Raw genomic sequence first — 24,809 nt, 5'->3', positions numbered from 1 at the left:
GCCGCCGGATGCAATTGCCATGGCGCGGCTGTTACGCGGCCTGCTCACCGCGATCTTCGGCGGGCGGAAGGCTGTAGGCCAGATCGCCATCGGCGATGAAACGGGCGGTCGGCACGATCGTCTGGTAGCGCGGACTACCGTCTCTTGCAAACAGCATCGTGCGTTCGCTGGGCAGCGTTTTGAAGAAGGGAAACCTGGTGAGGAGCTTCGCCCCTGTGCGCCGGGTGTTGGTTGACATCAGCGAGAGGTCGTTGCCGTAGCGCGGGCAGTAGCGGGACGGAACGATCGTCTCGGCGTAGAAGAAGCGCTTGTAGAAGCTCACATGGCTCGTGTGGACGTGCTGCATGACCAGGTCGGCATTGAAGTAGGCGGCCGCCGCGATCGCCGGGCGAAGCGTGATCAAGGGAAGCCACGAATGCTCGCTGCCCGTCGCGGGATCGGCCGCGAAGCGCGCGGGATCGATAAACGAGTAGCCTTCCTCCAGCAGCTTGTCGATCTCTTCGCCGAAATCGCTCGAGGCTTGGCAGAGCGGGTGTTCCCGTGTCACGTGATGAAGCCTTACGGAGCTGACGAGCTCCCCGTCGTAGTAGACGGCCAGAACGTGTGCATGCGGATCGAAATCGGCGTCGTCGATCATGTGACGGGATTTGGGCGCGAGCTTGCCGCTGGTCGAATACGCCTTGTAGCGCATCTTCCCGATCATCTCGATGTCTTCGAAACACTCGGCGCGGCGGTATTCGATCCTTGAAAGAACGTCCATCATTCTCGCCGGGAAGGACTGCCCGCCATCGCTGTCGCTCATGTATCGACTGCCGAAACCGATTGTATAAAATCAAGTATTCGGCAGTCGATCGCCGGCGGCAACGAATCTAATTATGGACTCCGAATGGGAGTCTGGTCCGATCCGATCGAGGTCTACCGGCAGTCGTAGGCGGTGCCGCGGGCGACGACGGGAAGTCCCCCGCTGGTGGTGACGGTCACTTCGACCACCGAGCAGCCTCCCTCGCGGCCGACAGCCTCGCCGTAATAGATGCGCCCCGCCTCGTCCTCGAAGCTTCCCTGACCGCGCGAGGCGCTCTCGCGGACCATCCGGTCGAAGGCTGGTCGGTTGTCGACGCGCACGGCCTTGTCGGCCCACTCGGAGCGGACGCCGCGCGGAGCCGCTGCCTGGCCGGAGGCTCCGGAAGAAGGCTTGCCGAAGGCGGAATCGTCCGCCGTCGGCTTCGGATTGCGGTCGGGCCGCGAGGAATAGGTGCGGCGCGTGGAAAGATCGGACGGCGGGTCCCGAGGCTCGGCGCGCGGAAACGTGCCCTTGACCGTGGGCGCGGCCGGAACAGTGCGAGGCTCGGCTTGCGGCATGTCGGTTTCGACGCGTGGAGCGGAAAGAGCCTCTCGGCGAACCGATGGCTCGGGCCGTTCGCGGCCCCAATCCGGGTTCGAAGGCCGCCATTCGCGGTCTTCGGGGCGCGCCGGTTCCGACGGTTCGTAGGGACTCCAGTCGCCGCCCGGGCTTCCGACGTCGGCGCGCGGAATGAGGGGCTGGTAATAGGAGCCGGGAGAAGTACAGGCCGACAGAAGCGCGGCGGCCGCGAGGGCAAACAAGGCGTGTCTTGATCTCATGATGTGAAGGTTCCGAAGGGGTTCGTCAAAATGATGAACTCCCGCAGGCAATGCGTCCAGAGTTTTTAAAGACCCCGCACGAGCGTCGTCACCTGTCCCATGGCCTTTCCCGCGGCTTTCCGAAGGGGTCGGGAGCTGCCACCGGTTTCGCCGGCGTGGAAAGTCCGAGGCGTTCGAGAAAGGCGAGGACGGAATACTCGGGGTGGATCGCGCGCCGCAGGTTCTTCGCGGCGTCTTCCAGGGCTTCGCGGCGTCGCGCCTCGGGGACCCTGTCCCACAATTCCTGCGGCACAGATGGTGGACAGGGCGGCGGCGGCTCTGGCGCTATCTGATCGGGTTCCGAAACGTCCATTTTTTAGCCTTTGACGATGCCATTTGCGGGGCGCAAAATCCAATTACTGCGCTGTTTAAGTCCGATATCAAGACGTTGATCTGTTGACAAGGGCCAGCCGAGCATATTTAAAGAACTCGCAATTGCATAGAGGGGCATCCGGTCTTGGCCGACGGCGACAGCAATATCGAAAACGAAGACTTCGCGTCCATCTTTGGCGGCGAAGTCGTGGCTGACGTCGTCCGCGACACGCAGGTCGTCGAGCACATGTACAAACCGACCGAATCCGTCTTCGGCGCGGTGGCGGAAAAGATGGTCGAGGCAGGATGGTCGATCTTCCCGCAGGAAATCTCGGGCGGCCGCCGTCCCGGCAAGGTCGACGGAGAAATGATCAAGTGGTCGGAACAGCACGACCTCGCCAACAAGAAGCCGACGCGGCAGTTCCTGAAGAAGTGCATCGTCCAGTGCGCGCCGCTCAACGTCGCCGTCGTCCTCGGACCGGCGTCGGGCAACACGTTCGTACTCGACATAGACGTCGTCGAAGAGGAACTCAGCCAGCAAATCCAGAAGCTCGCGACCCGCATCCTCGGGAACACCCCGCTGAAGCGTGTCGGACGCTGGCCGAAGATGGCTTTCGTGTACCGTCATGCGCCGGAAGACGAAATCCCGAGCCGGACACTGCATTTCGTGAAGACCGACCATCCGGAGAATCCCGAAGGCGACGACCAGCTGGTCGAAATCATCAGCTCCGGAAAGGCCATGACCTTTTACGGAAAACACCACAAGACCGGCCGCTACTTCAACTGGATCGAAGGACCTCCGCACGTCCACGGCCCGGAGACGGTGCCGGTCGTGACATCCTCGCAGGTGGGCGATTTCCTCGACGCCGTCGACAGCATCCGTCCGTTCAGCAAGTCGGCGTCGTTCGACCTTTCGTCGGTGTCATGGGAATGGGACGAGAACGCCAAGGTCCACGTTCCGCGCCTGCGCTCGCACGGAACCGCCAACGACTGGACCGAAAACGAGGAGGGCAAGGTATCCGACGGCCGCGAAGCCTACCTGACGCGTCTGGCGCTCCGTATCGTGACGGCCAACCCCGGCATGATCGGCAACGTCGTCGGCATCGAAACACTCGTGAAGACTGTCGTCGAAACCTTCACCGAAACCGCCGAGCTGACGGGGCGCTGGCGCGGGCAGGGTCTCGTGCGCGAAGCGAAGTCGAAGGTCTACCGCTTCGCAAAGCGCATGGCGTCGGGCGAACTGAAGCCGTCATCTCCCGTGCAGAACGAGAAGGGCGAATACGTGTCGTCCGCCTCGGCGCGTGGTTTCGTGCCGCCGCAGCCGCGCGACCCTTCGGGCGACAGTCTCGACTTCCTACCCCCGTTTGTCGATCCGACCGTACCGGGTTTCGATTTCAACGCCAGGCACCAGCGCCGTCCGATGCGGATCGAGGTTATCGAGTCCAGCAAGGAAGAGATCGAGAAACGCCGCAAGGAGCGAGCGATCTCGAGGGACCGCACCCAGATCGCCAAGGCCGTGGCCGAAGGCGTGGACACGGCGTTCACGACCGTCTGGAACCATGTCTACGACCGCGACCGACAGGACTCGCGCGTCGACATCATCAAGGCACCCACGGGAGCCGGCAAGACGTCGCGCAGTATCGCGTTCATCGCCGCCGATCCGAGGACCTACGAGGACTTCTGGACCCGCGACGAGAACGGCGTCCTGACGAACATGGGACGCGCGCCGATCCTCGTCCTCATGCCGACCTACACGAACATCGAGGAGTTGCGCCACCGCGCCCAGATTTTGAACCTCGACGGCTCTCTGTCGGACCGGGACCTGATGAAACAGGCCGCCGACATGGGCCTTTACAAGGAAGACGAGCTGGCCGGACGGCTTGCCGACCTGAGGCGCGACGCGAGGAACGCCGGACTGAATTCGATGATCTACAGCGGCAAGCTCAAGGCGGGCTGCAAGATGATCGACAAGGTCCAGATGGCGATGGCGGCCGGTCTCGGCACGAGCAGCTTCTGCCACACGGACGAGAAGAAGGACCCCAAGACCGGCGAGGTCACCACCGAGGAAAAGTTCTGCCCGTTCTACCATCAGTACGAACAGCTTCCGGACGGTTCATGGAAAGGCTGCCCGGCGATCGAGCAGAAGAAGGAAATCGAAAACTGCCATGTGGTGTTCCTGCCGCATGCCTTCCTCGCGCTCCAGATTCCCGAAGAACTCAAGAACGTGCGCGCGGTCGTCGCCGACGAGCGCATCCATCACCTGTTCCTGCATACCATCACCTTCGACATGGACGTTTTCGCCTCGCCGCGAAAGCCGCCGAGGCTCACCAAGAAGGAAGTCGAAGCGGGCGTTCTGGCGGAAGAATTCCAGTCCGACCGTCTGTCGGCCGTGGCGGAGGCGATCTACGCGCTCAAGACCAACAACGATCCTGCCGAGATGCTGCTGAAGAAGGCCGACACGCTCGGGCCGAACGGCGGCAACACGGTATCCCGCTGGATCAGCGCTGCGCTGCGCTCCTGCGGCGCGTCGATGGCGAAGGACGATTCGATTTCGCCCGACATCAGCATGGAAGACCTCGCCGAAATCTGCGCGAGGCCGACCGGCGTTGCGGTGCGCGAGGAATACCGGTTCTGGAAGATCGTCGAGGAACGTTTCGAGGCGAGAAAGACGGAAAAGGTCCTCGAGGAGCTGATGCACGAAGCGGGTCGCGAATACGATCCGAAGTCGCGCACGACCCGCGGAGACCGGGACATGCGCATCCAGCTTTACGTCGACGAGATCGAGGACGGCGTGTTCAAGGAGAGCATCCGCATCTCCTGGCGCGAGACCCCGAACTGGGTCGACAAGCCGTTGATGCTGCTCGACGCGTCTGCGGCTCCGGAAATGATCCAAAAAATCTGGCAGGGCAAGGACGTCGTCGTCCACGATATCCCCGCCGCGCTGAACGTGCGCATCGTCGGCGTCGCGGACCGCACCTATTCGAACTCGTCGGTCGTCGCCAAGCCGAGCGCCAGCCAGCGCGAAAAGGTCCAGTCTGCCAAGCTGCTCGCCAACGTCCGAAAGGCCATATCGGTGATCTCCGGCTACTACGGCTTCAGCCGCGTCGTGGCAGGCGGTTCGATCCTCGCGCGCCGTGCCGTCAACACCAACTGGGAAGGCCCCCACAACGTCGACTGGTGCCATTACGGCGCGATGCGCGGGCTCGACTTCGCGAAGTACCACGCCGCCGCCATCTCGGTCGGCCGGATGGAGCTTCCCGTGCGCATCATCGACGGCCTCGTCGCGGCACTCACCTATGACGACGACCTGCCGGAGCAACCATACGACAAGTTCGGGACAGGTCTGACGGAAACGGGGCAGCCGCTCCTCATTCCGTCCGAGAACCAGCGCGTCAGGATGCGATCGGGCCATGACCTCTACATGCCGGTTCCGACGTTCCCCGGCAAATGGGGACGGATGATCCAGAAGCAGTACCGCGAGGAAGAACTGCTCCAGTTCCTCGGACGCCTCCGTCCGGTTTACCGCGAAGGCGAGGCACCGATCTGGTTCTCCCTCTGCTCGGTCATGCCGGAAGAGGTGATCGTCGACGACCTCATCAACATCGGCGACCTCATCCGCCGCAACGACAGGGAAACCGCCGTCTGGGACGCGCTCAGGCGTTGCCAGGGCGTGCTTGACCTCGCCGTGGCGGCCAAGGTATGCGACGACCTGTTTTCGGGGGCCGGAGGCGTGGCCAGGCAGTTCGGCATGGAAGGCTTCAATCCAAAGACGGGCGAGATCGAAAAGCGCGTCGCGTGGTCGATCATCGCGCTGAAGTGGGAAGACGAGAGCGGAGCCTCGGGATACTCGTTCGCGCGGGGAGACATCGCCGATCCGGAGGAGGCGTTACGTAACGCCCGCATCCAGTACGAGCTTCCGCGCATCGTCAAGGTCGAGATCGCATCGCAGTCGAGGGGACAGACAGCGGCGAGGGGTCGTGTTCCCGATTCAATCGAAGACCAACTCGGGACCCTCCCGGTGAGGCGTGAGCTGGAAGAACGCCAGCAGGTGGATGTCGCGGTCAAGCTGCTGATGTCGACGGAAGACGAGGCGATCCGTCATCTGCGGGCAAGGAAGACCGAGCGCATGGTTCCGATCCTCGTGCCGACGGGCGTGCGCAGGAACGAGGAAGACGAACATAGCGAGCAGATCACCAGCAACCTCATCGAGATCGAGGCCGCGGCGTCGATCGAGGCGCTGTGGCGGTCCAAGGGCTACGACGTCGGCACGCCTATCGCCGGGGCCGAGGAAGCGGGCAAGGAGGGCCAGGCGCTGGCTGCCGAGACCGTGACCGGTGACCGGCTCGTGGCCATGGGCAACCGCGTCGACGACCGGTCCCAGGAATTCGACCTGTACAGGTTTGACGAGATCGACCTCGCAATTCCGTGGTGATGGATAACCAGCCAATGAAGAGCGAAACAGTGTGAACAGACAAAACGGATCAACGATGCCGGAATTCATGCCAGACAGAGGCCTTATCGTCAGGGAGCCATGGGTGTCATTGCTCCTTTCGGGACAAAAGACCTGGGAGCTTCGCGGATCGCGGACATCCAAGAGGGGAAGGACAGCCCTGATCGGGTCGGGAACGGGCGCTGTTCTCGGCGAGGCCGATCTCGTCGATGTCATCGGGCCCCTTTCGCGCGAGGACATCGCGGCATCGGTCCATCGTCACCGCGTCGACCGCGACTGGCATGCCGCGGCCATGCCCTATCCCAACACCTATGCTTGGGTGTTCGAACGACCAACGCGATATCCGGCGGCACGTCCGTACGCACATCCGCCCGGGGCCGTCATCTGGGTGAAGCTGTGACGGTTTCCTGTGAGAAAACCGTACTGCCGTGACGAGGCGCGCGGCCAAGTTCCCACTTCGCCTATGCCATGGGGTCCGCCTCCGCCGCGGAGGTCAGAGCCAGCGACCGGTAGACGACCGCGGGCGTGCGTTTCCTGTGAGGATACGGGCCTGTCGACCTGTGGCCCCGCTCAGAAGGCGGAACGGCTCTTCCACTTGCCGTCGGCATGAACCTCGTCGAGCAGCTTCGGCCGCTCGTCGCGGGGCATCGCCATCAGCTTGCCGACGGCCCGAGCTCCGGGGTCCGCATCCATGAAGGCGAGCGTCGTTTTCATCGCTCCCGGAGCCGGTTCCGTCTTGATCACCCGGAAAGGCCAGGCGTGGATTTGCATTTCGACGATCTGCGGGTCGGCCACCTTCAGGAAGGAGTAGTCGGCGAACACGATGGCGTCAGGGCCGATGCCGTAGTTCCTGGCCTCGGAGAACGGAATGAGAAGGTCGCCCGTGATCGTGCGGGTCTCGTACGGCTCGGTGGCGTCCTTGAACACCTCCCGGTCCTCGCGCGATATCCGCTTGAGCATCTCCGCGATTTCCTTGGGATCGACCATGGAGCCAGGAATCTTCCAGACGTCGCGCTCCGCCTTGAGGCCGGTCATCTTGCCGAGGTAGTAGTGAAGCGGATGTCCGCCGGGGAGCATGATCCTGATGCCGCCAGACGCGAACTTCACCTCGAAGCGACGTGACGCGCAGGCGTAGCTGACAAACATGGAAACGATCTGACGCCAGGACGGGATGGCGAGCCTATACAGTTCCTCGTCGATCGCGGCGACTATCTCCTCCTTCGTGGCGCGCGCGAACTTGTACTCGATGACCCATCGCTTCTTGTTGGCGTCGGTCTGGAAGCGGGCCTTGAACTTCTCCTTGACGTACGTGCCGAGCGCCTTCTGCTCGAACGGAACGTAGAGTTCCAGTCTGTCGTCGTCGACGTAGGCCTCGGCGGTCGCGAAGTCTATGGTTGCCATTCGGGATTCTCCTGTCCCGAACATCCTACAGCCGCCCGGGATGGCCTCGCAATAATTAAAGAACTCAAGACTGTTGACGGAGCGTCCGTTCGGTGCAAACCTGATGACAAGACCCCATTAATGGAAGACTTCAGGAGCTATCCAATGACGTCCGTACCCCGCAAGACTTGCACCATCGTCGGCTCGAACAAGGGCGGCGTCGGGAAATCCATGATTTCGCTCATGCAGACGATGATCTACGACAACGCCGGCTATCCGCTGAAACTCGTCGAAATCGACAACGAGCGCAAGCTGTCGGCTCTTCTCGGCAGCCGCGTCGACCTGCCGCTCAACGCCTTCGTGCCGATTTCGGACGCCAGCCGCGACCGCCATGCCGCGCAGTCCTACTACAACAAGGTCTACGGCATGATGACCGAGGCCGACAGCCTGATCGACTTCGGCGCGAACGTCACGACGACGTTCTTCGAATGGTACGAGCAGTGCGAGATGGGCTATTTCGCGGCCGAGGACAACATCGCCTTCCGTTTCGTCGCCTGCACCTCGCCTGACGAACAGGCCATCGCCTCGGCCCTGTCGGCCATCGCCGCCGCCGAGAAGGCGCTCGGTCCGACCGCGGAATACTTCGTCGTCCTCAACGACATCATCGGCCAGTCCGGTTTCGCTCCCTACTCCGAGAACGAGCAGTACCGCCGTGTCCTCGAACTCGAAGCCAAGGGCAAGATCAAGGTCCTGCGCATCGACTACTGCGACAGCCTTCTGTTCGAACACGGCAAGGCCATGCACCTGACGCCGCTCGAGATCGTCAACCGCGCCGACGAGGTAGCAGCCAAGGCCGGCCTCGACCCGATCGCGACGCGCGTCCACCGCCTCAAGCTGATGCGCTGGCTGAGCGCCACGCAGGAAGCCATGAACCCGCTTCTCATGGTCTACAATTTCGAACCCGCCGCCGAGAGCGACGCCGCCTGAGGACGGGGACCATGAAGTTCAAGCCGCTCGTATCTGACGACGAGTTCCGCGCTGCCGAGGCGGACATCGAAGCCGTGACACGGGAAATCTCGCGGCAGGCGCAGGCGGCGGAGACACCCCGGGCCATCGCGGCCGTGAGCGTCGCCGCCCCCAGCGGGGTCGCCAAAGCGACGAACGGCGGCGATGTCCGTGCGGAAATCAGGACGAGGACGGTGACGCCGGGATTATGCGTCCGGATGCTCGCGCTGGTGGGGATCACGTCGCCGCTGCGGCGTATTCTGAACCTCAACCGGATAGCGCGGACGGTCGACCTCGGATGCGCCTCCGGCCTGGCTTCCAGGCCAAGGTCGTATGAAACCGTCGCCGGCCTCTATTCGATGGCGAACGATCCGAAGACGGCGACCGACGAGCTGCCGATCATCCTCGGTTGGGTACAGGCCATTGTCGTCATGACGTGCCCGTCCGTGACGCCAGCTAAGGTTCGCGCCGCCTGACGCTCTACATGTTGCCGAAGGCGGGGCCTCGTGCGGGCTGCGGCCTGTTGCGCTCGTGCGGATCGGACGCGAGCGTATTGCCGCTGATCGCCTCGACGTAGCTGACGTCGAAACCGAGCCGGCGAAGATCGTCGAGGCTGACGCTGCCGGGCATCGGCGGGATAAGGCTGATGCGGGGCGAATAGGTGGCCTTCTTCTTGATGCCGTTCGGGGCGAACACCGGAAGCGTGACGTATCCCTTCTTTTTCTTCTCGGCCTTGTCCTCGCGCACGGGTTCGACCTCCAGCGCCTCCTGGACGACGGTGAAGACCTGCTCCATGTTGCCGCCCTGAAGCTCGTAGAGGCGCAGCACGGCGTCGAGCGCCTTCTTGAGCTTGTCGTCCGGCGCGGGAGCGTCGACGTCGATCCCGGTGCCGCCGGCGCGGTCGAATGCGTCGAGCGCCCGTTTCACGACGACGAGCCGCGCCCAGAACGTGTCGGCATCCGTCGAAATCTTCAGCGCCTTCGGTCCGGGTGCCGCGTTGAGTTCTATTCCAAGCGACCGCACCGCCTCAATCAGATCGTATGCTTCCTGTCTCATCGAGATTACTCCGTGACTGCGTCTATTCTCGGTCCCTGGAATGTACGGGTCAAATATTTAAAGACTCCGATGAAGAAAAACCATTTCTAGTTCTTGCCAATTCTTTAATTTCATTGCTCACTTGATAGTAACAATAAGAATTGGTGTGAGGACATATGCCAGAACAGGGATCGATCGCGATTACCGCGAGGGGTGACAAGAGCAGGTGGTACGGCCGGGTATCCATTCCGCAGTCGCTCGCGAACGAGGCGAACCTGACGGCTGGCATGCGGGTCAGCGCCAAGTGCGCCAGCGGCTACATCATCATCTATCCGGACGACAACGGCCGCATAAAGTTCCCGGGCATGACGGGCAAGACCAACCCCCGTCACGCTTTCGAAGCGGCGACCACCACTCTGGGCCTGCGCGAAGTCCTCATCCCGCAGTCCCCGACCCACACTTTCATCCGCGAAGGCCGCATCCACATCCGCGTTCCCGACGAATGCATCGCGACCGAAACCAAGACCCGGAAGCGCGCCAAGCGCGACGACGCCAGAACCCCGCCTCCGTCGCCGAAACCCACCCTGACGCCCGTCCACGGCATCTACGGAGCCACCGCGGCCGTCGTCATCGAGGCGAACAGGGCCGGCAAGAAGGTCCGTCCCATGGACGACAGGCAGATCGTCCAGCTCCTGCGCGAACTCGGCAACGACGTGAAGCAGCTCGGCCCGCGCCTCTACATGTTCCAAAACAAGACCTCGACGATTTCCGACCTTCTCGAAGCGGCCAACAAGCAGACGATCGGCCAAGGCGAGGGAACGATCATCCTCGAAATGAAGAACTGACAGCGCCATGGCTATTGAGTACATCGAAGGCGACCTGATCGCTTCCGCCGAGGAAGTGGTGATCCACGGATGCAACACCCGCGGAGGCTTCGACACCGGCTTTGCCGGCGTCGTGCGCAAGCGGCATCCGGCCGCTCTCAATGCCTATATGGAAAACCACAAGAACGGCGGGCTGGTTCTCGGATCGGTGATCTGGGCGTTCGACGGCCGGCTGATCGGAAACGCCCTGACCCAGCCGACCTACGGCCGCGGCGGAAAACATGTCTCCTACGAGGCCGTGAAGTCCTGCATGCTCGCGATCGAGGACGCCGCGCGCAACGGTATCCCGGGGACCAAGTTCGCGGGAGGTTTTAGTCGCGTCGCCATGCCGCTCATCGGTTCGGACCGCGGCGGCGGCGACTGGGACGAGATCGAAAGCATCATCGAGTCGACGCTGAAGTCGGTGAAAACCGTCGTCTACGTTCTTCCCGGACACCGTCCGTCGGCAGCGGTTCTGTCTTCAAGACCCCGACGTTGACTTCCATCAATCCCGTGCTACATAGACTCCGATCGATATGAAATCGTATGGGAGTGTATTTGCATGGCCAGGGGCGGCAAAAACTGGAATCTCGGCTTTAGCGACAGATCGCAGGACGGGGTCACCGATCCGCAGCTAAGACTGCTGCGCTCCCTCTGGGGCAAAGACTTCCGCGGCGAGGGCCTGACCAAGGGACGGGCAAGCGACCTCATCGAAGAGGGCTACCACAACCGCGCCATCAACAAGTCCGGACTGACCGACCTCGCCGACCAGATGTTCAGCATGTACATGCGCCGTGCCATCGAGGCCGCCAACGAGGCGGGCGACTGGTGGGTGGCGGGACATCCGAAGGCCGAATTCTGCGTCTCGACGCCCGACGGACCGGTCGGCGTGCACGGCGCGATCGGAAACGCCTACATCACCGCCCCCAAGAAGGGCAGCGGTCTGGCGAAATGGATCGCCGAACACGGTTTCAACGACCGCCGCAATCTCAAGCAGCTGGCCCTACACCATCGTTATCAGGATCGCATGGAAGGCGAGCTGCAGCTGGTCTGCGCCATCGCCGCGCTCAAGGTGTTCGAGGAAGCCAAGACCGAGATCGGCGGCATCCGGGTTATCTTCCGCTGCGAGAGCGAGGACTACACGCTGCCAAAGGCAGCCTGAGCCACACGCCTGCGTCAGCCGAACTTGCGCGGCCTGCCCGCCAGGATTTCGAGCGCGCGGGCGTGCATGCCCGCCGTCAGCCCTTCCATTTCAGAACGCTCTTCGGCCGACATGTCGCGGCAGATGGCGTCAGCGATCCCGGTGGCCTCCGTGGCCAGAACGCTGCTGCGGAACATTTCCGCTATGTGCCTGACCGTCGCCAGATAGTCGGTGACCTGGCCCGCGACGTTGACGATGTCGATCTTGCGGACCTTGTCGGACGTGACCCAGTTTCGGCTGTCGCCGGCGTAGTCGTGGCCTTCCTTGTGGATGCGGAACACGACAACACGGTCGTAGCCCAGCAAGTCGACGATGCCCTCGGCCTCGCCGTCGCCGCCGCAGTCGGGGTTGACGACGATCGGGACATCGGAGGAACGGATGTTGTCGCACAGCATGCGGGTGACGATGTCGGGGCCATGCTGGGCGCGCAACTCGTCCCCAACCTTGATGTAGGCCTGCCTCGGAGAAAGACCGCCGAACTCCGGCAAAGGGGCGTCCTTGATACTCTGGTCCTCGTAGTGGTCGTAGGCGACGTCGAGGCCATAACGTCGGTGCGTCTCCTCCTTGACGGGCACGGTGAAGCGGAAAATAGCAGCCTCCGCCGCGAAAGCCTCGATCAGAGCGCTGGCAGCCGTGTCCTTCCCGCAGTACTTCGGTCCGTTCAGCAGGATGGCGATCTTGGCGGCACTCGAGGTCATGTTTTATCTCCGTTCGATATGGAAATGGTGATGTCGCCCGAAGAGCATGTCAACGGATTAAACCCCAGCCGGGAGAATTAAAAGACCCCGATCAAGCGCGAACCTGATCAGTCGGCGGCGCGCTTGCGGCCCTTTTTCTTCCTCGCCCATTCGGGGCGTTCGGCAAGCTCGTAGGAGGTGGGGCCGACATGGCCACGTTCCCAGACGCACCAGATCACTTCCATGGTCGGCCGGTTCAGCCCAAGGAAGTCAGGCCGCCAAGTGAGCGCGATGATCCGGGAGGGCGGTATCCTGTCGAAAATCCGCCTTCGGTTCTCGGCATGCCAGAACGTGGACTTCAGAAGCATCGCCATGCGGTCGGGACCGAGGCTCCAGAGATGCTCGATGATCTCGCCGGCGATGTTAAAAGGAGGATTGGTCACCACGTTCGGCGCGAGCAGCTTCTTCGCCTTCAGGACGTCGAAGGCCTTGCCGTGGCCGATGCCGTAGCCCCGGTCGTGGAGGTCCGTCCCAAACACGTCGTATCCGTAGTCGTCCTCGGCGACGACCGCCAGAGAGCCGTCGCCGCAGCACGGCTCGTAGATCGCGCCGTCGAACTTGACCTTGTCGAACAGGACGCATGTGACGTCCTTGGGTGTGGGGTACCAGTCGGCGTCCTGTCTCGGACGCCCTTCGGCGTTGCCCCTTTTGCCGCCTGCCATCGACGCGCCAATAGCCATCAGTCCTGGTCCTCGCCGTCGATAAGCATGCCGAGAAGTTCGGCGGTGAGACCGCCGCCCGCGGGAACGCCGGACGACGTGTCGTCGCCGCCGTCATCGTCGTCGTCATCCGGCAGAGCCGAATTCGCCATGGAGGCCGCGCGGGCGATGTCGCTCGACGTCGCAGGACCCCAGCCGCCTTCGTCGTCGACGTTGGCGATGTCGATCGCTTCCTCGATCTCGTCGTTGAGCTTGTCGGGCGTCATCCGGTTCTCGTCGTAGTCCAGCGTCGCCAGAGCGCTCATGACCGCCCTGTTGTTCGCGATGCGGCTCGCCATGCCGTGCAGCTGGTCGCCTTCGAGTTCCATGCCGTGCGGCACGTCTTTCTTGTACTTCGGCTGCTTGAACGGCGCGGACGGCTGCGAGATGCCGCCTGGTTCGAACTCGTCGGGCATGCCGCCGCGGTAACGCTTGCCGGAGAAGCCGTCGCGGTCGCCGTAGAGGCCGTCCGCGCCGCCGGCGAAGCCGTCCATCTCGTGTCCACGACCGGCGGGTGCGAAATCCGGCTGGCTGCGGCCAGGGAAGCCGCCGCGATCGCCGTAGAAGTCTTCCATGCCGCCGCCCATGTCGGGAATGCCGCGGTCGAAGCCGCCGCCGACGGGAGGCCGCGCGAACGGATCGGACGCCCCCGTGCCGCCGCGGCTTCCCCTGACGCCGTCGTTGTAGATGTCGTTGATGCCCTGATTGACTTCCATGAGGCGGCCGAAAGCCACGCAGGATGCCTCGACGGGGTTGGGAACCCTCGAGCGGCTGCGGGAGAGCTGGTCGTAGGTGCGGAAGACCACTTCGACTTCGGTCGGAGCGGACATGTCCTTGATGGCGTTCTGTTCGGCCGCCTTCATCATTTCCATGAACTCGTCGCTGACCAGACGCTCCACGATCTCCGGAAGCTTCTGCTGGCTTTCCAGCATTTCGCGGTTCGGCTTGGAGACCGTGATGAAGTGGTTCGGACGAAGTCTCAGTTTACGCTTGTTGAGCGTGCTTTCGGGCGCTGCGTAGAAGCCGCGGGCGCGGATCATCCAGTCCTTGTGGAAGATGTGCATCTCGCCTTCGTCCTGGTCCTTCAGGTCGCGGGAGTTGACGCGGTCGACCAGTTCGAGGCGGGCTTCCATGTTGTCGCTGTAGGTCTTGCCGAATTCGCCCGGCTGCCCCTGGTAGGAGCCGAGCTGAGCGCGGTAGGCCTTGCCGCCCGCCTCGATCGCGAGCTTGGCGGTGTCCGGGTCTTCCGTCCTCATGATGATCTTGGTGTTCGTGTTTCCCTGAACCGAGCCAAACACCTTCTCGTTGAGTCGCTTCATGGCGTTGATGTCCTGTCCGGCGAACACCATGGCGAATCCAAGGGAGCGCGCCTGGGCGGCCATCAAGTCCATCCCATCCACCATATAGTACCCAACCTCGTCTAGGACCACTATAAATGGTGATGGAGAGTTGGTCGGACGGTTCTCGACAATGTCCCCCCAGTTGCCCTCGACCTTGTTACCGAGGGTGCCACCCATCATGCCCTTCAGGGTTGCAACGACGATTTTGCCGAGGTTGGCGATCTCGTCCTTGGACTTCTCGAGGGCGGGCAGCATGATGACCAGGATGCGTCGATTGAGGACGACGTCGGCCATGTCGACTTCGGCATGCGGGGTATGGAAGATGTGCCCGTAGACGTCTGCAAGCGATCCGAGAATCTTTGTAAATTGCATCTCCAGGTAGCCATGCTGGTCAAGCGTTGTCTGGCTCTGGTTGTATCCCTGGCTTTCCTTGTAGCCCGGTAGAGACGTCAGATAGCTCTTGATCGACTTGCGGATCGGCATCGGCATCTGTTCGTACTGCTCGGGGTTGGCGAGGTCGATGATGCGCTTGAGCTGGAGGTGGTCACGGATTTCCGAAACGTTGAGGTCTATCAATTGCTGGTCGCGGAGCCACGTCAAGGCTCTCATGACCCCGGTGAACATCGCGGTCGCGCGACCCTTCCACATCGCCCCGTCGCCGCCGGTGTCGTCCATCAGGCCGACGACCATCTGCGTCAGGCCGTCGGAAGAGCCTGTGGCGAAGGGGTTCAGGGTGTTGGAACGCTTCTCGCCGTAGGAGAGGCCGATGTCGGCGTTGCCGGTCATGTAGTTCAGGACGAGGAGGTCGTCCTCGCGGCCGAAGCGGCGTGCCAGGGCGTAGACCTTGGCGAACAGCGCGACGTCGCCCTTACCGTCGCAGAACAGGAAGCCGGACCCCCAGGACACGGCGTTCGAGGCGAAGCCGAGCAACGTTTCGGTCTTACCTGCGCCGGTCGTGCCGAGAACCAGGAAGTGCTGGCGGCAGTCGGAGTTGGTGAGCCAGACTTCCTTGCCCGTCCGCAGCTCGTTGCCGAGATAGAAGATGCCGCCCGACTTCTGGGCCTTGCCGGTCGCGGGACTGCGCTCGTGGGAATCGAGCAGGCCGGACTGGATCGGAAGCTTGAGCGGCGCGGTCTCGGCGCGGCGCAGCGAGATGAGCGTCAGGAGGGCGGCGAAGAGCAGACAGATGTCGGCGACGGCCGGAAAAATAAAAGACACCACCGCGAAGGAGAGGACGAACGTCATCATGTTCGTCGGCACGCGCAGCGAATCCAGGAAGCGTTGCAGAAGCCCGCGGGTGTCGCGGGTTATGCCCTCCACGTTTTTTTCGTTTTTCTGCACCGCGCCGTGAATAGGCTTTGCCGACATATGAAGTTTCCTGGGCGAGATTTATTCTGTTATTATTGTCGCTGAACAAGTCGGCGGCAACTATACTTGAATCTTTACTTGCGTTACTGAATCGCACAAGCCCCGATCGGAAATGCCACACCCTGATTTAATTCAAGAACTCGTTGCAGGAAAAATTCGAAAATCAAAGAATTCGGTCTTGCGTGAGGTCTTCTTTTAGTGTTGGATTTCCCTGCTTCCAAAACGGAGCGACCCCTATCAGTCCCGGAGTTTTTTCATGAATAACAAGACCTCGACGAAGTCGGCTGGCGGCCAATTCCAGAATCAGAAGCCGATGATGCGCCGGCGCAAGCGCATACGTACCCCCGCAGGCCATCCGACCGACGCCGAGCTTATCGCCGCCTACAAAGGCACGATCACAAAATGCCCCGATGGCCGCGCCATGGGTTCCCTCAAGTCCAGCGATTTCGGCCTCGCCGTCTGATCTTTCGATCGGTTCCGCATCAAGACGACCAGACGCCATCGAAAAGGCCTCCCTCGCGGGGGCCTTTCCTCGTTTTTGGCAGTGCTTCGGTTTAGCGGAAGGCGACCAGGACTTCTTCGGGCTTCGCGGTCTCGCCGGGTCCCGGATAGACCTTCCGGTTGAGCTCGAAGTGCGGCTTGTCGACGAGCTTCTTCCAGTTGCCACCCCAGTCTATCGGTATCGACAGCTCTTCGGACGCCTGTTTCATGGCGACCATGATCTCGTCAAAACCCGCGACGTTCGAGAAATCGACATTCCCGCGTCCGTTCACCGGCACGAGATCGATCGCGTAGCCGATGGTGTGACGCCCGAGCTTGGCGCGCGACGCGCCTTTTTGCTTGAGCTGGTCCTGAACGGCCGCCGACCGAACGCCGCCGGTTTTGGGAACCACCTGGAAAGGCTGCTTGCTGATTTCGCTCGCCCTCGCCACCACCTTGAGGAGGTCGGGGTGGATGCCTTGCACGACCCGTAGGGATTCAGCGTTGAATTTAGAGGCAGGCAGATACGAAGGACCGAAATGCTGTTCGTCGAATGGCTTCGCGTCGACCAAGGGCTGGTCTTCCGCCTCGTGCGCCCAAGGCGCTGGCGCGGACAAACGGTCGCCGAGGTAGGAACTCAGCCGCCAAGCCTCGCTTTTCACCTTCATGGCGCTTCCATACGCTCCGAGGATACGGCCGCGGATGCCGGCCATCATCCGCTCTCCGCCGGGAAAGACGGCAGCGGCCTCCTTCTCCAATGCCGCCCTCGAGATCGACACGGCCATCGCAGACAGGGAGGACGCGGAGGCTGACGCGAAATTCGGCGATTTTTCGAGGCGATCCCGACATGCGGCCACGTAGCCGGGCATCCGCGAAGCCGCGTTCCAGGCAGGCGAGGCGGTCGCGTCGCTTGTCCGACCGACCTGCTCATTGATCATGGCGTTGGACGCACCCGCCCGCATCGCCATGAGGGAACCGAACGCCAAGGCGCTTGCGCGATCGGGTCCCGCCAGAACGTGTCCAAGCATCGTCCAGCCGCCCATCGCCATTGCGATGTCGGGGCGTTCGGCCCCGGCCTGCGGCCTCGCCGTACCTGAAATCAGCGTTTCGGCACCCTCCGCCTTCGACATCCGGCCATCGCGTCCGATCAGGCCGATCTGTGCGGGCAGGGACCCCGCCACGAGCGCCTCGCCGGCGCGTGCCGTCAAGGCGGCGCTTCCGAACTCCAGACGCATCCCGGCCCTGGACAGCATGGCGGTCACGCCGTCTGCGAAATCGTCGGAACCCGCCGGACGCTCCATGACGTACGGGACTTCAGTGAACCTGGCGATTTCGACATCACAGTCCATACCGTGCTGGAACCCTCATGCTTCGATCCGGCACCGACGGAAAGACCACGACGACATCACCTCTGACAGAGGCGGCTTCGACGGTCAGGGCTCCGTAGACGTCGGAGAAAACAGGCTCCTCCGATTCGCCCGCGAAGAACGCCAACTCCCGGCCGGAAATCCGGAAATGATCAAGATCACACGGTGCCAGTTTGCAAAACACAAGGATTTCGCCGTCGGCGTTGACGGCGCTCACTCCAGTGACGGGACGGCTGTCGTCGACCAAACTCATGAAGCGAGGAGAGCGATCTGTTCGATGTGCTGCGGTTGCGGCGCGCCTTTGACCACCCTGATCCGGTCGCCCGCCATGCTGTAGAAAATCGTCGGCGTGTACAGCGAGCCGCCGGCGTCCCTGTAATAGCGCGGCAACACGGTGGCTTGCAGGGCGGCGTCCTGCGCGTCCGAAAGCGGCGTCGATGCGATAGGCATGAGCGGCCGCAATGTCGTGAACGAATTCGGGATGTCGGAAGGCTGTCCGGAGCGCAGCAGGAATTCCGTGCCGGTCCTCCCCTCGGGCTGGCCGCCGGCGAACGGAATCCAGTTCACCCTAAGCCGGCCGAGGAAAGCGCGTGTGTCCCGGTAAAGCTCGGGCGAGCGCGGACACCACGGAGCGTAGAGGATGTGCATCGTTCCCCGTCCGGAACCTTCCGAAACTCCGCGGAGACCGGTCACGGCGGCGTAGAGATCGGGTGCCGCCGAGATACCGGGTTCCGCCGTGGCTTCTCGGGCGGTCGCGAGGCCAGCCGCGAGAGCCGCTGTGCCGAAGAGGAAGTGACGTCGTTGCATGATTTGGCCCCTGTGCCGGAGTCTTCGTTTCCAAGAACGTTGACGCGGCCGAAAATCTCCAGTCTCATTGATTGTAGTAATCGTCCGCCAAGTCGCGCAAGTCCCGGAAACCGCCGATGAAACTGCCAGCCGTCGCTGTCCTGACCCTTTTCGCCGCAACTGCCGCGCTGGCGTCGCCGCAAGGTTCATGGCCGGAAGACATGCGTGGATACTCGCTGCCGAAGCAGGACTGGATCATGATCCTGCCCGCGACGCGCAAGCCGGACGGAACGGTATCGGTCTGGAACAGGGCGGAGGCATGGAACAGGCAGTGGATCGTGCCGAAGGCCACGCCTGACGGCACGAGGACGGTCGCGGTCAACGGCGACAGCGAGGACATGCGCATCGTCTCTCCCGAGCAGATCGACAACATGAGCGTCTCCGCGCTCTCCAGGCTCGCCGGGAAGTACGGCGCGTCCGCCATCGCCGTGGTCGTGCTGGAGGAGCCGGGGCAGGTGGCGGTCGCCGCCTGGGCAAAAGGGAACTATGCGACTTGGGAAAGCGCCGTCGACGAAGGCTCGCCACGCCTCGACGCTCTGAAGACGCTCGACGAAATATACGCCGACGCAGACCGCGACATGGCGGCGGTCGCCAATGCGACATCCGAAAGCCAAGACGACTGGCGGGTGACCATCGTCGGACAGCGCTTCGACGAGCGGGCAGGTCGCATGGAATACCGGGTTTCCGGGTCGGGGGCCGCGCTCGACAAGATCGCAGCCGACCAGGCCTTCGAAGTCACATCCAGAAACGAAGACGTCCCGCCAACCATGGACCTTTCGGTCAGGGATGGACGGGACGTGGAACAGGTCCTGTCGGAAGCGGGCGTTACCGTCCGCTGATCACATGCGCATCGCGGCGGGAGCGGCCTTGACCTGGAACATCGACCGTACGCAGTCGTCGATGTCGCCGTATTCGCGATCTTCCGACGGAACGGACGCCTTCTGGGCGCGGGACATGGAGACAAACGTATCCTTGTCGCACGGCGCGGTGTAGGCGGAGAACTGCCAGGAATGGATGGTCTCGTCGTAGAAGGGCGCGATCACGACCGCGGCGTCATCGTTCTCGGCTACCGCATAGCCGTCGGACAACGTCCAGTCCTCGTCGGAGTAGGCGAACTCGGCAAGGGCGAGCTTCACGCGGTTCTCACCGGCGACGTACTTCGCATAGTCGGGTTCCTTGCCGACGATCGGATCGAACGACATCTGGGTGCCGACCGTTTTGATGAATTCGTCGAGCGGGACGTTTTCCTCGGCGGCGGCGTAGAGCATATCGTTCTTGGGAACGAAGAGGCCCATGACGGTGTCGAGCTGGACGCCGTAGTGGCGCTCGAACTGCTGCGCGGCGTTGAGAATGTACTCCTGGCGAGCGTCGATGCTTCCCAGACCGTCGGCCGGAGCCTGGGGCGCGGTTACTTCCGCCAGACGGCGAGCCGCGTTGCCCGTCGGAGCCATGACGGTCGCACCGCCGGCCGCGTTGCGGATACGCTCTGCCATGGTCTTAGCAATGTCGTTCATGCAAGTAACCCTTCCTTTGTCTTTCCTTGACCATTAGGTTTCGCCAAGCCGATGCATTTGACAACGGTGGAATCGACAACCTATATCCGCGACGGCGCGAGAAATCCGATAAGCTCGTCGAACTCGCGGCTTTCCTCGGCTTTCTTCTCCTCGTCCGCATCCGCCTTGACCGTTTCGCCGAAGTCCTGAATCACCTTGATACGGTTGAGTAGGGTCTGAGCCGCCCCGCGGTATCCGCCCTGTTCGGCGTAGTCGTGTTTCTGCACTGTTCCGGCGATTTCGTAGGTGTGTCCGACCTTGAGGCCGCCATGGTCCCGGCCGGAGGCGAACCAGACAAGCAGATTGCCGCCGGTGTCGGTCAGGGTGATCACGGCCGCAGGTCCGAAGCGGCCTTGATAGGGGCGGATGGATTGCACGTCGCAGACGAAATTGCCGCGCGTGCCGGCGACGCCGACATGCCTCGATCCCCGCGCGACGTCCTGTTCCCTGACGAGACGTTCCTGCTGCTCCAGATGACGGGCGTGGGAGCCGACCAGCGCCGTGAGGACCGCGACGTCCTGAGGACTGGAAATGCCGGTCTCGAGAACCTCCGCGCATTTGGCGAGAAACGGGGTGATGTTCGCGCCGCTTTCCGCAACGGTCTTTCGCAGCCATTCCGCGACGACGCCTGCCTGCATGAAGTCGGCGAGGGTGACGGCCACCGTGGACTCGTCGAGATCGCCGGACCTGTAGCGCCGCACTTCCTCGTACACCGTTTTCCACGTCGCGGTCTCGCCGTCGTGGGCTTCCTTCGCGGCGAGAAACCCTCCTTCCCTTGCGATCACGTTCACGGCGACGGCCATGACGGTGTCGATCTCGTCAAGAATGTCGTCGCTGCTCTCGAGGAAGTCGCTTCCCGCGAGGCGCGTTATCTCTTCGAGCAGCAGGGCGTTGTCGGCGAGACTTCCCAGCACGCTCGATGCGATGCCGAGGAACGGCTGCATGCAGGTGGCACCGACCTCGAGGGGTCCGGTGGCAAGTTCCTCGGGGTTGCCGGTATCCTTCACCGGTTCGACGATATAGGAGGAGGTGCGGCTGCGGATCGCTCGACAGTGGTCGCACTGGAGTTCGCTCCGGGCGGCTATCGAGGGCGGAACTTCAGGCGAACTCACGGCCCACCCTTCTCTTCCGTCCTTCGTGATCCTCGTTCCACCACAGCGGTATCCGGAAACCTTCCAGCTCCCGACCTCGGCCGTAAATCCACTGACCTCGATGACGGCGGTCGCGACCCGGACCTCACGCGAATTCGTCTCGGCCCCACGCATCCTCGCGAGCGCGTCTCGGACCTCGATCACCCGCTCGGAGCGGGAAAGCACCTCGACGACAGGGATGGGCAGGCCACTCGCGGCGTTCTTCTTCGCCACCCGTTTGCGGCGCTTCATCACGTCTTCGAGCTTCGAGTAGGGAATTTCGTAGATGTACGGCATTGGTCCAGTCCCTGATATTCATTCGACGCTATCCGCGATCGAGGCGAGGGACAAAGGGGCGCGACTTAAACCTCCCCTTATATGAATCGAGAGAAGGAAGAAGGCCCGAACCTGCTTTCGCCTGAACGGGCCTTGGCCTTCGGTGAGTTCCGGAAACGTCTAATCTCCAGCACTTACGACACCAAGGCTCGCACCGATTTTCCCAAGGTGCAAGTGGCCTCGTCAACCAAAGTCACATCGCGCCGATCTGGTTGAATCCCGTCGGTTTCGCCCACTGCGGCATGCGCCTTCCCGGCCTTTCGGCGTTCACAGGCCGTTTCGGATCGAGAAGCAGGGTGGAATGGGTGGTCGGAGCGCTCAATCCGCTGTAATGCCTCTTCGGCGTCGCGGTCGCAACAGCGCCCAACACCGGATTGTCGCCCAGCTTCTTCTTAAGAGAATTAGATTCAAGGTTAAACATGGAAACTTCTTTCCGCCTATCCGAGGTTGTGAATGCGTCGGAATGAGCGTCCACGGACGCGATGACGACCGACATGGCCATCAGATGAAGCGCGGGATTGCTGGATTTACGGGCGAGCTTGAACGCGCGGACGTCACGGGGCTCCTCGTATTTCGGCGGGCGGCAGTCGGGATGCAGCGTGATGTGGACCGTGTTGTAGTGCGTCGCAGGACGGCGGAAGATCAGGCCCGCTTCCTCGAGCGCCACATAGTAGTTGCGGATCGTCCGCGGCGTGCGGTCCATCATCGTGGCGAGCGAGGTCGTATAGGTGGTGAGCGTGTCGTCCTTGTCTGCCAGGCCAACCAGCAGAATGAGGCACTGCTTGGCTCCGTCGCTGAGGCCAGGGCGCGTGAGGGCTTCCATGCTGACCTTGGGGGTGAACATGTTGTCGACGTTCGGCCGACGGACCTGCGGCATCGCCTTGCGTGTCCGGTACGTGGCCTTCGTCTGCCTCGGCTTTGCCGCCTTCTCTCCAAGGGCGGCCTTGTTGTTCTCGTAGTTCTCGACGTCTTCCCAGGTCCAGAGGCCGTCACCAAAGCCGACATAAACGGCCTTGTTCTGCTCCTCCTTGGTCTTTCCCTTGATGGCGTCGAGCATCGTGACCGGGAGAGGAGACGTGACCTTGAACCTCGGCGTCTCGCCGGTGCCGGCGATCTTGGCGAAGGCCACGAGGGCGGAAACGTCGATCGCGCCGGCATCCACCGCGTCGCAGAGCTGACGCAGCGATTTCGTGGTCGACGAGGGGTCAACATATTGTTTTGTTTCGCGAGGCAGAGCTATCGACATAGAAATCCCTTCGCGCCGTCGAGTGACGCGCGTTGTCAGAAAAGTGGCCGAGGGGTCGTCAGGGCGCGAAAAATCGCTCCCGGAATCACCGGGACCCTTGCAATTCGGATTCGGGATGGGGTAAGTATCGAGTGCTTACTTCGATCCGCCCCATCACGGGCATCAATCGCCCGCTACGCTTCCAACGTGGCGGGCGCTTCGTTTTCTGGACTAGCTGTCCATGGAAAAATCTCCAATTCGTTACGTCACATAAATGGTTAGCCGATTCTTATTTGGCCTGCATCGGGTGGGATAAGCCGCACTTGGGGAGGTATTGGTCGCGGCCAGTGAGGTTTAGACCGCACCCCGTGAAAATGATCAGGCGACTCTTTCCGGGAGGGAAGGTCTGACTCGCGCCCGGAAATCGGAATCCGGGGATTAAGGGGGAGGTATAAGTCGCGCCCCCCACAGAAAATCGGGTTCGAGGGGAGGTCCAAGTCGCGGCAGGCACCCGAAATGCGAATCAAGGTTGTGGATAATGGGCAACACGACTCCGTGCGGGGTCATATTGGTGTAGGGAGGTATAGCTCGCGCCCTTGATGACGCCGCGAAAGGACCGCTTAATACTAGGGGAGGTCTGACTCGCGCCTGGGGAGGAATAAGTCGCGCTTGGCCGGAAGCCCTTGTCTTTTCAGGACGGGAGGCCCAGTCTCCAGCCGGTGAAAACAAGGAAGAATCGGAAGAGACATGGCTGCCAAGGAAAACCACGTACTTCAGCTTTCCCTGTTCGAAACCCCGGACAACCGCCAATCCAACTACACCGCGCTCTTCGACCTCGCGCCCCGTTATCTCCCGCGCACCGAGCGCAAGAAGGAAACGGCGTTCCTGGACGGCGTCTATAGAGAGTTTACCTTCGACGGCGAGCAGTACGCCCTCTCGATCACCCCCGCGCGTATCCGCGATCCGATCACGGGCGTCGAAAAGGACAAGCTGCCTGGAGAGCGCGAGCAGCTGGTCGAAGACGTCATCCGCAAGCTGGCTTCCGAAAGCCTTCAGCTTGGCCAGCAGGACGAGGTGATCACCAATTTCACGGTTCACGCGATCTACCTCGAACTCAAGAAGCACCGCCACACCTTCAACAAGGCGGAGATCAAGGAAGCCCTCCAGGTCCTCCACCGCAGCGTCATCGAGATCACCAAGGTGACGAAGAAGGGCGAGCGGAAGCAGAAGGCGATCGTTTCGGCCTCGGTGTTCCCGGCTCTTTACATGAGGGACGTCGACGATCCGACCTCTAAGGCGCAGGTTCAGCTCAATCCGTTTCTGGCCCAGGCGATCAAGTCGCTCGCTTTCGAACAGGTCGACTACGAATGGATGATGCAGATCAAGGGGCAGATGACCCGCTGGCTGTTCAAGAACGTCTCGCTGATGTTCGCCGGCACCGCGGACATGCCGGAAGTCATGGAGATCAAGGCCTCGGACATCGCCAAGAACCACGGCACAGAATGGTCGCGGTGGCGTGACGCGCTTGCGCATGTACAGCGCTCGGTCACCCAGCTGAAGGACGTGAACGTCTGTGACGACATCGTGTCGAGGGACGAGATGGAAGGAAGCAAGAAGGTCGACGTGATTTACACGCTCCGTTTCTCGCAGAAATTCCTTCGCGACCGTATGCATGCGAAGGCCAAGCACAAGTTCGTGGCGAAGAAAGCGGAAGCGGCGACCGGCGGCGCTCGACCGGAGCGTTGGCACCAGATCACCGCCGAGGCGGCGGCCGGCATTCGCATGGACCAGCGCAAGGAACTGTCCACGCTCACCCACTAAGGT

24 protein-coding genes are annotated in these 24,809 nt (G+C 62.3%); 10 read left to right on the top strand and 14 right to left on the bottom strand.

What is annotated here, in order from left to right; all coding sequences use genetic code 11:
• Positions 1-31: 31 nt before the first annotated feature.
• The 3 genes from FHT76_RS07170 to FHT76_RS07160 form a co-directional block, all read right to left on the bottom strand.
• On the bottom strand, positions 32-802 hold the full coding sequence (locus tag FHT76_RS07170; protein ID WP_259185095.1) for an N-acyl amino acid synthase FeeM domain-containing protein: 771 nt from the start codon (positions 800-802) through the stop codon (positions 32-34).
• A gap of 113 nt (positions 803-915) precedes the next feature.
• Positions 916-1,620: a hypothetical protein gene (locus FHT76_RS07165; protein ID WP_259185094.1), complete on the bottom strand. Its 705-nt coding sequence runs from the start codon at positions 1,618-1,620 to the stop codon at positions 916-918.
• Between the two features lie 88 nt (positions 1,621-1,708).
• A complete protein-coding gene (locus tag FHT76_RS07160; protein ID WP_259185093.1) occupies positions 1,709-1,972 on the bottom strand; it encodes a hypothetical protein in 264 nt (87 codons plus the stop codon).
• Between the two features lie 144 nt (positions 1,973-2,116).
• Here FHT76_RS07160 and FHT76_RS07155 point away from each other — a divergent pair, with 144 nt between their 5' ends.
• Positions 2,117-6,403, top strand: coding sequence for a hypothetical protein (locus FHT76_RS07155; protein WP_259185091.1), 4,287 nt, complete (start codon positions 2,117-2,119; stop codon positions 6,401-6,403).
• Positions 6,404-6,470: 67 nt separating this feature from the next.
• Positions 6,471-6,821, top strand: coding sequence for an ASCH domain-containing protein (locus FHT76_RS07150; RefSeq protein ID WP_259185090.1), 351 nt, complete (start codon positions 6,471-6,473; stop codon positions 6,819-6,821).
• A 170-nt stretch (positions 6,822-6,991) separates the two neighbouring features.
• Here the strand turns inward: FHT76_RS07150 and FHT76_RS07145 are convergent, their stop codons facing one another.
• Positions 6,992-7,822: a hypothetical protein gene (locus tag FHT76_RS07145; RefSeq protein ID WP_259185089.1), complete on the bottom strand. Its 831-nt coding sequence runs from the start codon at positions 7,820-7,822 to the stop codon at positions 6,992-6,994.
• Between the two features lie 144 nt (positions 7,823-7,966).
• On the opposite strand from FHT76_RS07145, the gene FHT76_RS07140 reads away from it, so the two are divergent.
• Both FHT76_RS07140 and FHT76_RS07135 read left to right on the top strand, forming a co-directional pair.
• Positions 7,967-8,788, top strand: a complete 822-nt coding sequence (locus FHT76_RS07140; protein ID WP_259185088.1) for a hypothetical protein — start codon at positions 7,967-7,969, stop codon at positions 8,786-8,788.
• A gap of 11 nt (positions 8,789-8,799) precedes the next feature.
• Complete coding sequence (locus FHT76_RS07135) at positions 8,800-9,282, top strand: hypothetical protein (RefSeq protein WP_259185087.1); 483 nt, start codon at positions 8,800-8,802, stop codon at positions 9,280-9,282.
• A 4-nt stretch (positions 9,283-9,286) separates the two neighbouring features.
• On the opposite strand, the gene FHT76_RS07130 is transcribed toward FHT76_RS07135, so the two are convergent.
• Positions 9,287-9,862 carry a hypothetical protein gene (locus tag FHT76_RS07130; protein WP_259185086.1) on the bottom strand — a complete coding sequence of 192 codons (576 nt, stop codon included), beginning with the start codon at positions 9,860-9,862 and terminating at the stop codon, positions 9,287-9,289.
• A 155-nt stretch (positions 9,863-10,017) separates the two neighbouring features.
• On the opposite strand from FHT76_RS07130, the gene FHT76_RS07125 reads away from it, so the two are divergent.
• The 3 genes from FHT76_RS07125 to FHT76_RS07115 all read left to right on the top strand — a co-directional run bounded on the left by FHT76_RS07125 (position 10,018) and on the right by FHT76_RS07115 (position 11,866).
• Positions 10,018-10,686, top strand: coding sequence for a hypothetical protein (locus FHT76_RS07125; protein ID WP_259185085.1), 669 nt, complete (start codon positions 10,018-10,020; stop codon positions 10,684-10,686).
• 7 nt (positions 10,687-10,693) lie between these two features.
• A complete protein-coding gene (locus FHT76_RS07120) occupies positions 10,694-11,203 on the top strand; it encodes a macro domain-containing protein (RefSeq protein WP_259185084.1) in 510 nt (169 codons plus the stop codon).
• A 63-nt stretch (positions 11,204-11,266) separates the two neighbouring features.
• Complete coding sequence (locus FHT76_RS07115) at positions 11,267-11,866, top strand: hypothetical protein (protein ID WP_259185083.1); 600 nt, start codon at positions 11,267-11,269, stop codon at positions 11,864-11,866.
• 14 nt (positions 11,867-11,880) lie between these two features.
• Here the strand turns inward: FHT76_RS07115 and FHT76_RS07110 are convergent, their stop codons facing one another.
• The 3 genes from FHT76_RS07110 to FHT76_RS07100 all read right to left on the bottom strand — a co-directional run bounded on the left by FHT76_RS07110 (position 11,881) and on the right by FHT76_RS07100 (position 16,048).
• Positions 11,881-12,603: a hypothetical protein gene (locus FHT76_RS07110; RefSeq protein WP_259185082.1), complete on the bottom strand. Its 723-nt coding sequence runs from the start codon at positions 12,601-12,603 to the stop codon at positions 11,881-11,883.
• A gap of 107 nt (positions 12,604-12,710) precedes the next feature.
• A complete protein-coding gene (locus FHT76_RS07105; RefSeq protein WP_259185081.1) occupies positions 12,711-13,322 on the bottom strand; it encodes a hypothetical protein in 612 nt (203 codons plus the stop codon).
• Positions 13,322-16,048 carry a TraM recognition domain-containing protein gene (locus FHT76_RS07100; protein ID WP_259185080.1) on the bottom strand — a complete coding sequence of 909 codons (2,727 nt, stop codon included), beginning with the start codon at positions 16,046-16,048 and terminating at the stop codon, positions 13,322-13,324. The genes FHT76_RS07105 and FHT76_RS07100 overlap by 1 nt, the downstream gene beginning before the upstream one ends.
• A gap of 256 nt (positions 16,049-16,304) precedes the next feature.
• Between FHT76_RS07100 and FHT76_RS07095 the strand changes: the two genes are divergently transcribed.
• The gene (locus tag FHT76_RS07095; RefSeq protein ID WP_259185079.1) at positions 16,305-16,511 is read left to right on the top strand and encodes a hypothetical protein; all 207 of its coding nucleotides are present in this window, start codon (positions 16,305-16,307) and stop codon (positions 16,509-16,511) included.
• A 91-nt stretch (positions 16,512-16,602) separates the two neighbouring features.
• Here FHT76_RS07095 and FHT76_RS07090 read toward each other — a convergent pair whose 3' ends face one another.
• Genes FHT76_RS07090 through FHT76_RS07080 form a run of 3 tightly spaced genes read right to left on the bottom strand, consistent with a single transcriptional unit; the run spans position 16,603 to position 18,702 of the window.
• On the bottom strand, positions 16,603-17,877 hold the full coding sequence (locus tag FHT76_RS07090; RefSeq protein ID WP_259185078.1) for a M15 family metallopeptidase: 1,275 nt from the start codon (positions 17,875-17,877) through the stop codon (positions 16,603-16,605).
• Positions 17,867-18,148: a hypothetical protein gene (locus FHT76_RS07085; RefSeq protein WP_259185077.1), complete on the bottom strand. Its 282-nt coding sequence runs from the start codon at positions 18,146-18,148 to the stop codon at positions 17,867-17,869. The genes FHT76_RS07090 and FHT76_RS07085 overlap by 11 nt, the downstream gene beginning before the upstream one ends.
• On the bottom strand, positions 18,145-18,702 hold the full coding sequence (locus FHT76_RS07080; protein ID WP_259185076.1) for a hypothetical protein: 558 nt from the start codon (positions 18,700-18,702) through the stop codon (positions 18,145-18,147). Before FHT76_RS07080 ends, FHT76_RS07085 begins: the two co-directional genes overlap by 4 nt.
• Before the next feature lie 116 nt (positions 18,703-18,818).
• Here FHT76_RS07080 and FHT76_RS07075 point away from each other — a divergent pair, with 116 nt between their 5' ends.
• Positions 18,819-19,580, top strand: coding sequence for a hypothetical protein (locus FHT76_RS07075; protein ID WP_259185074.1), 762 nt, complete (start codon positions 18,819-18,821; stop codon positions 19,578-19,580).
• Here the strand turns inward: FHT76_RS07075 and FHT76_RS07070 are convergent, their stop codons facing one another.
• The 3 genes from FHT76_RS07070 to FHT76_RS07060 form a co-directional block, all read right to left on the bottom strand.
• Positions 19,581-20,255: a hypothetical protein gene (locus FHT76_RS07070; protein ID WP_259185073.1), complete on the bottom strand. Its 675-nt coding sequence runs from the start codon at positions 20,253-20,255 to the stop codon at positions 19,581-19,583.
• An 80-nt stretch (positions 20,256-20,335) separates the two neighbouring features.
• Positions 20,336-21,721: a hypothetical protein gene (locus tag FHT76_RS07065; RefSeq protein ID WP_259185072.1), complete on the bottom strand. Its 1,386-nt coding sequence runs from the start codon at positions 21,719-21,721 to the stop codon at positions 20,336-20,338.
• A 232-nt stretch (positions 21,722-21,953) separates the two neighbouring features.
• Positions 21,954-23,006, bottom strand: coding sequence for a hypothetical protein (locus FHT76_RS07060; RefSeq protein WP_259185071.1), 1,053 nt, complete (start codon positions 23,004-23,006; stop codon positions 21,954-21,956).
• 726 nt (positions 23,007-23,732) lie between these two features.
• On the opposite strand from FHT76_RS07060, the gene FHT76_RS07055 reads away from it, so the two are divergent.
• Positions 23,733-24,806: a hypothetical protein gene (locus FHT76_RS07055; RefSeq protein WP_259185070.1), complete on the top strand. Its 1,074-nt coding sequence runs from the start codon at positions 23,733-23,735 to the stop codon at positions 24,804-24,806.
• Positions 24,807-24,809 lie beyond the last annotated feature (3 nt).

This window comes from Rhizobium sp. BK176, assembly GCF_024808055.1.
Note: the sequence above shows the minus strand (reverse complement) of the source record. Positions and strands in the feature narration are given on the sequence as shown.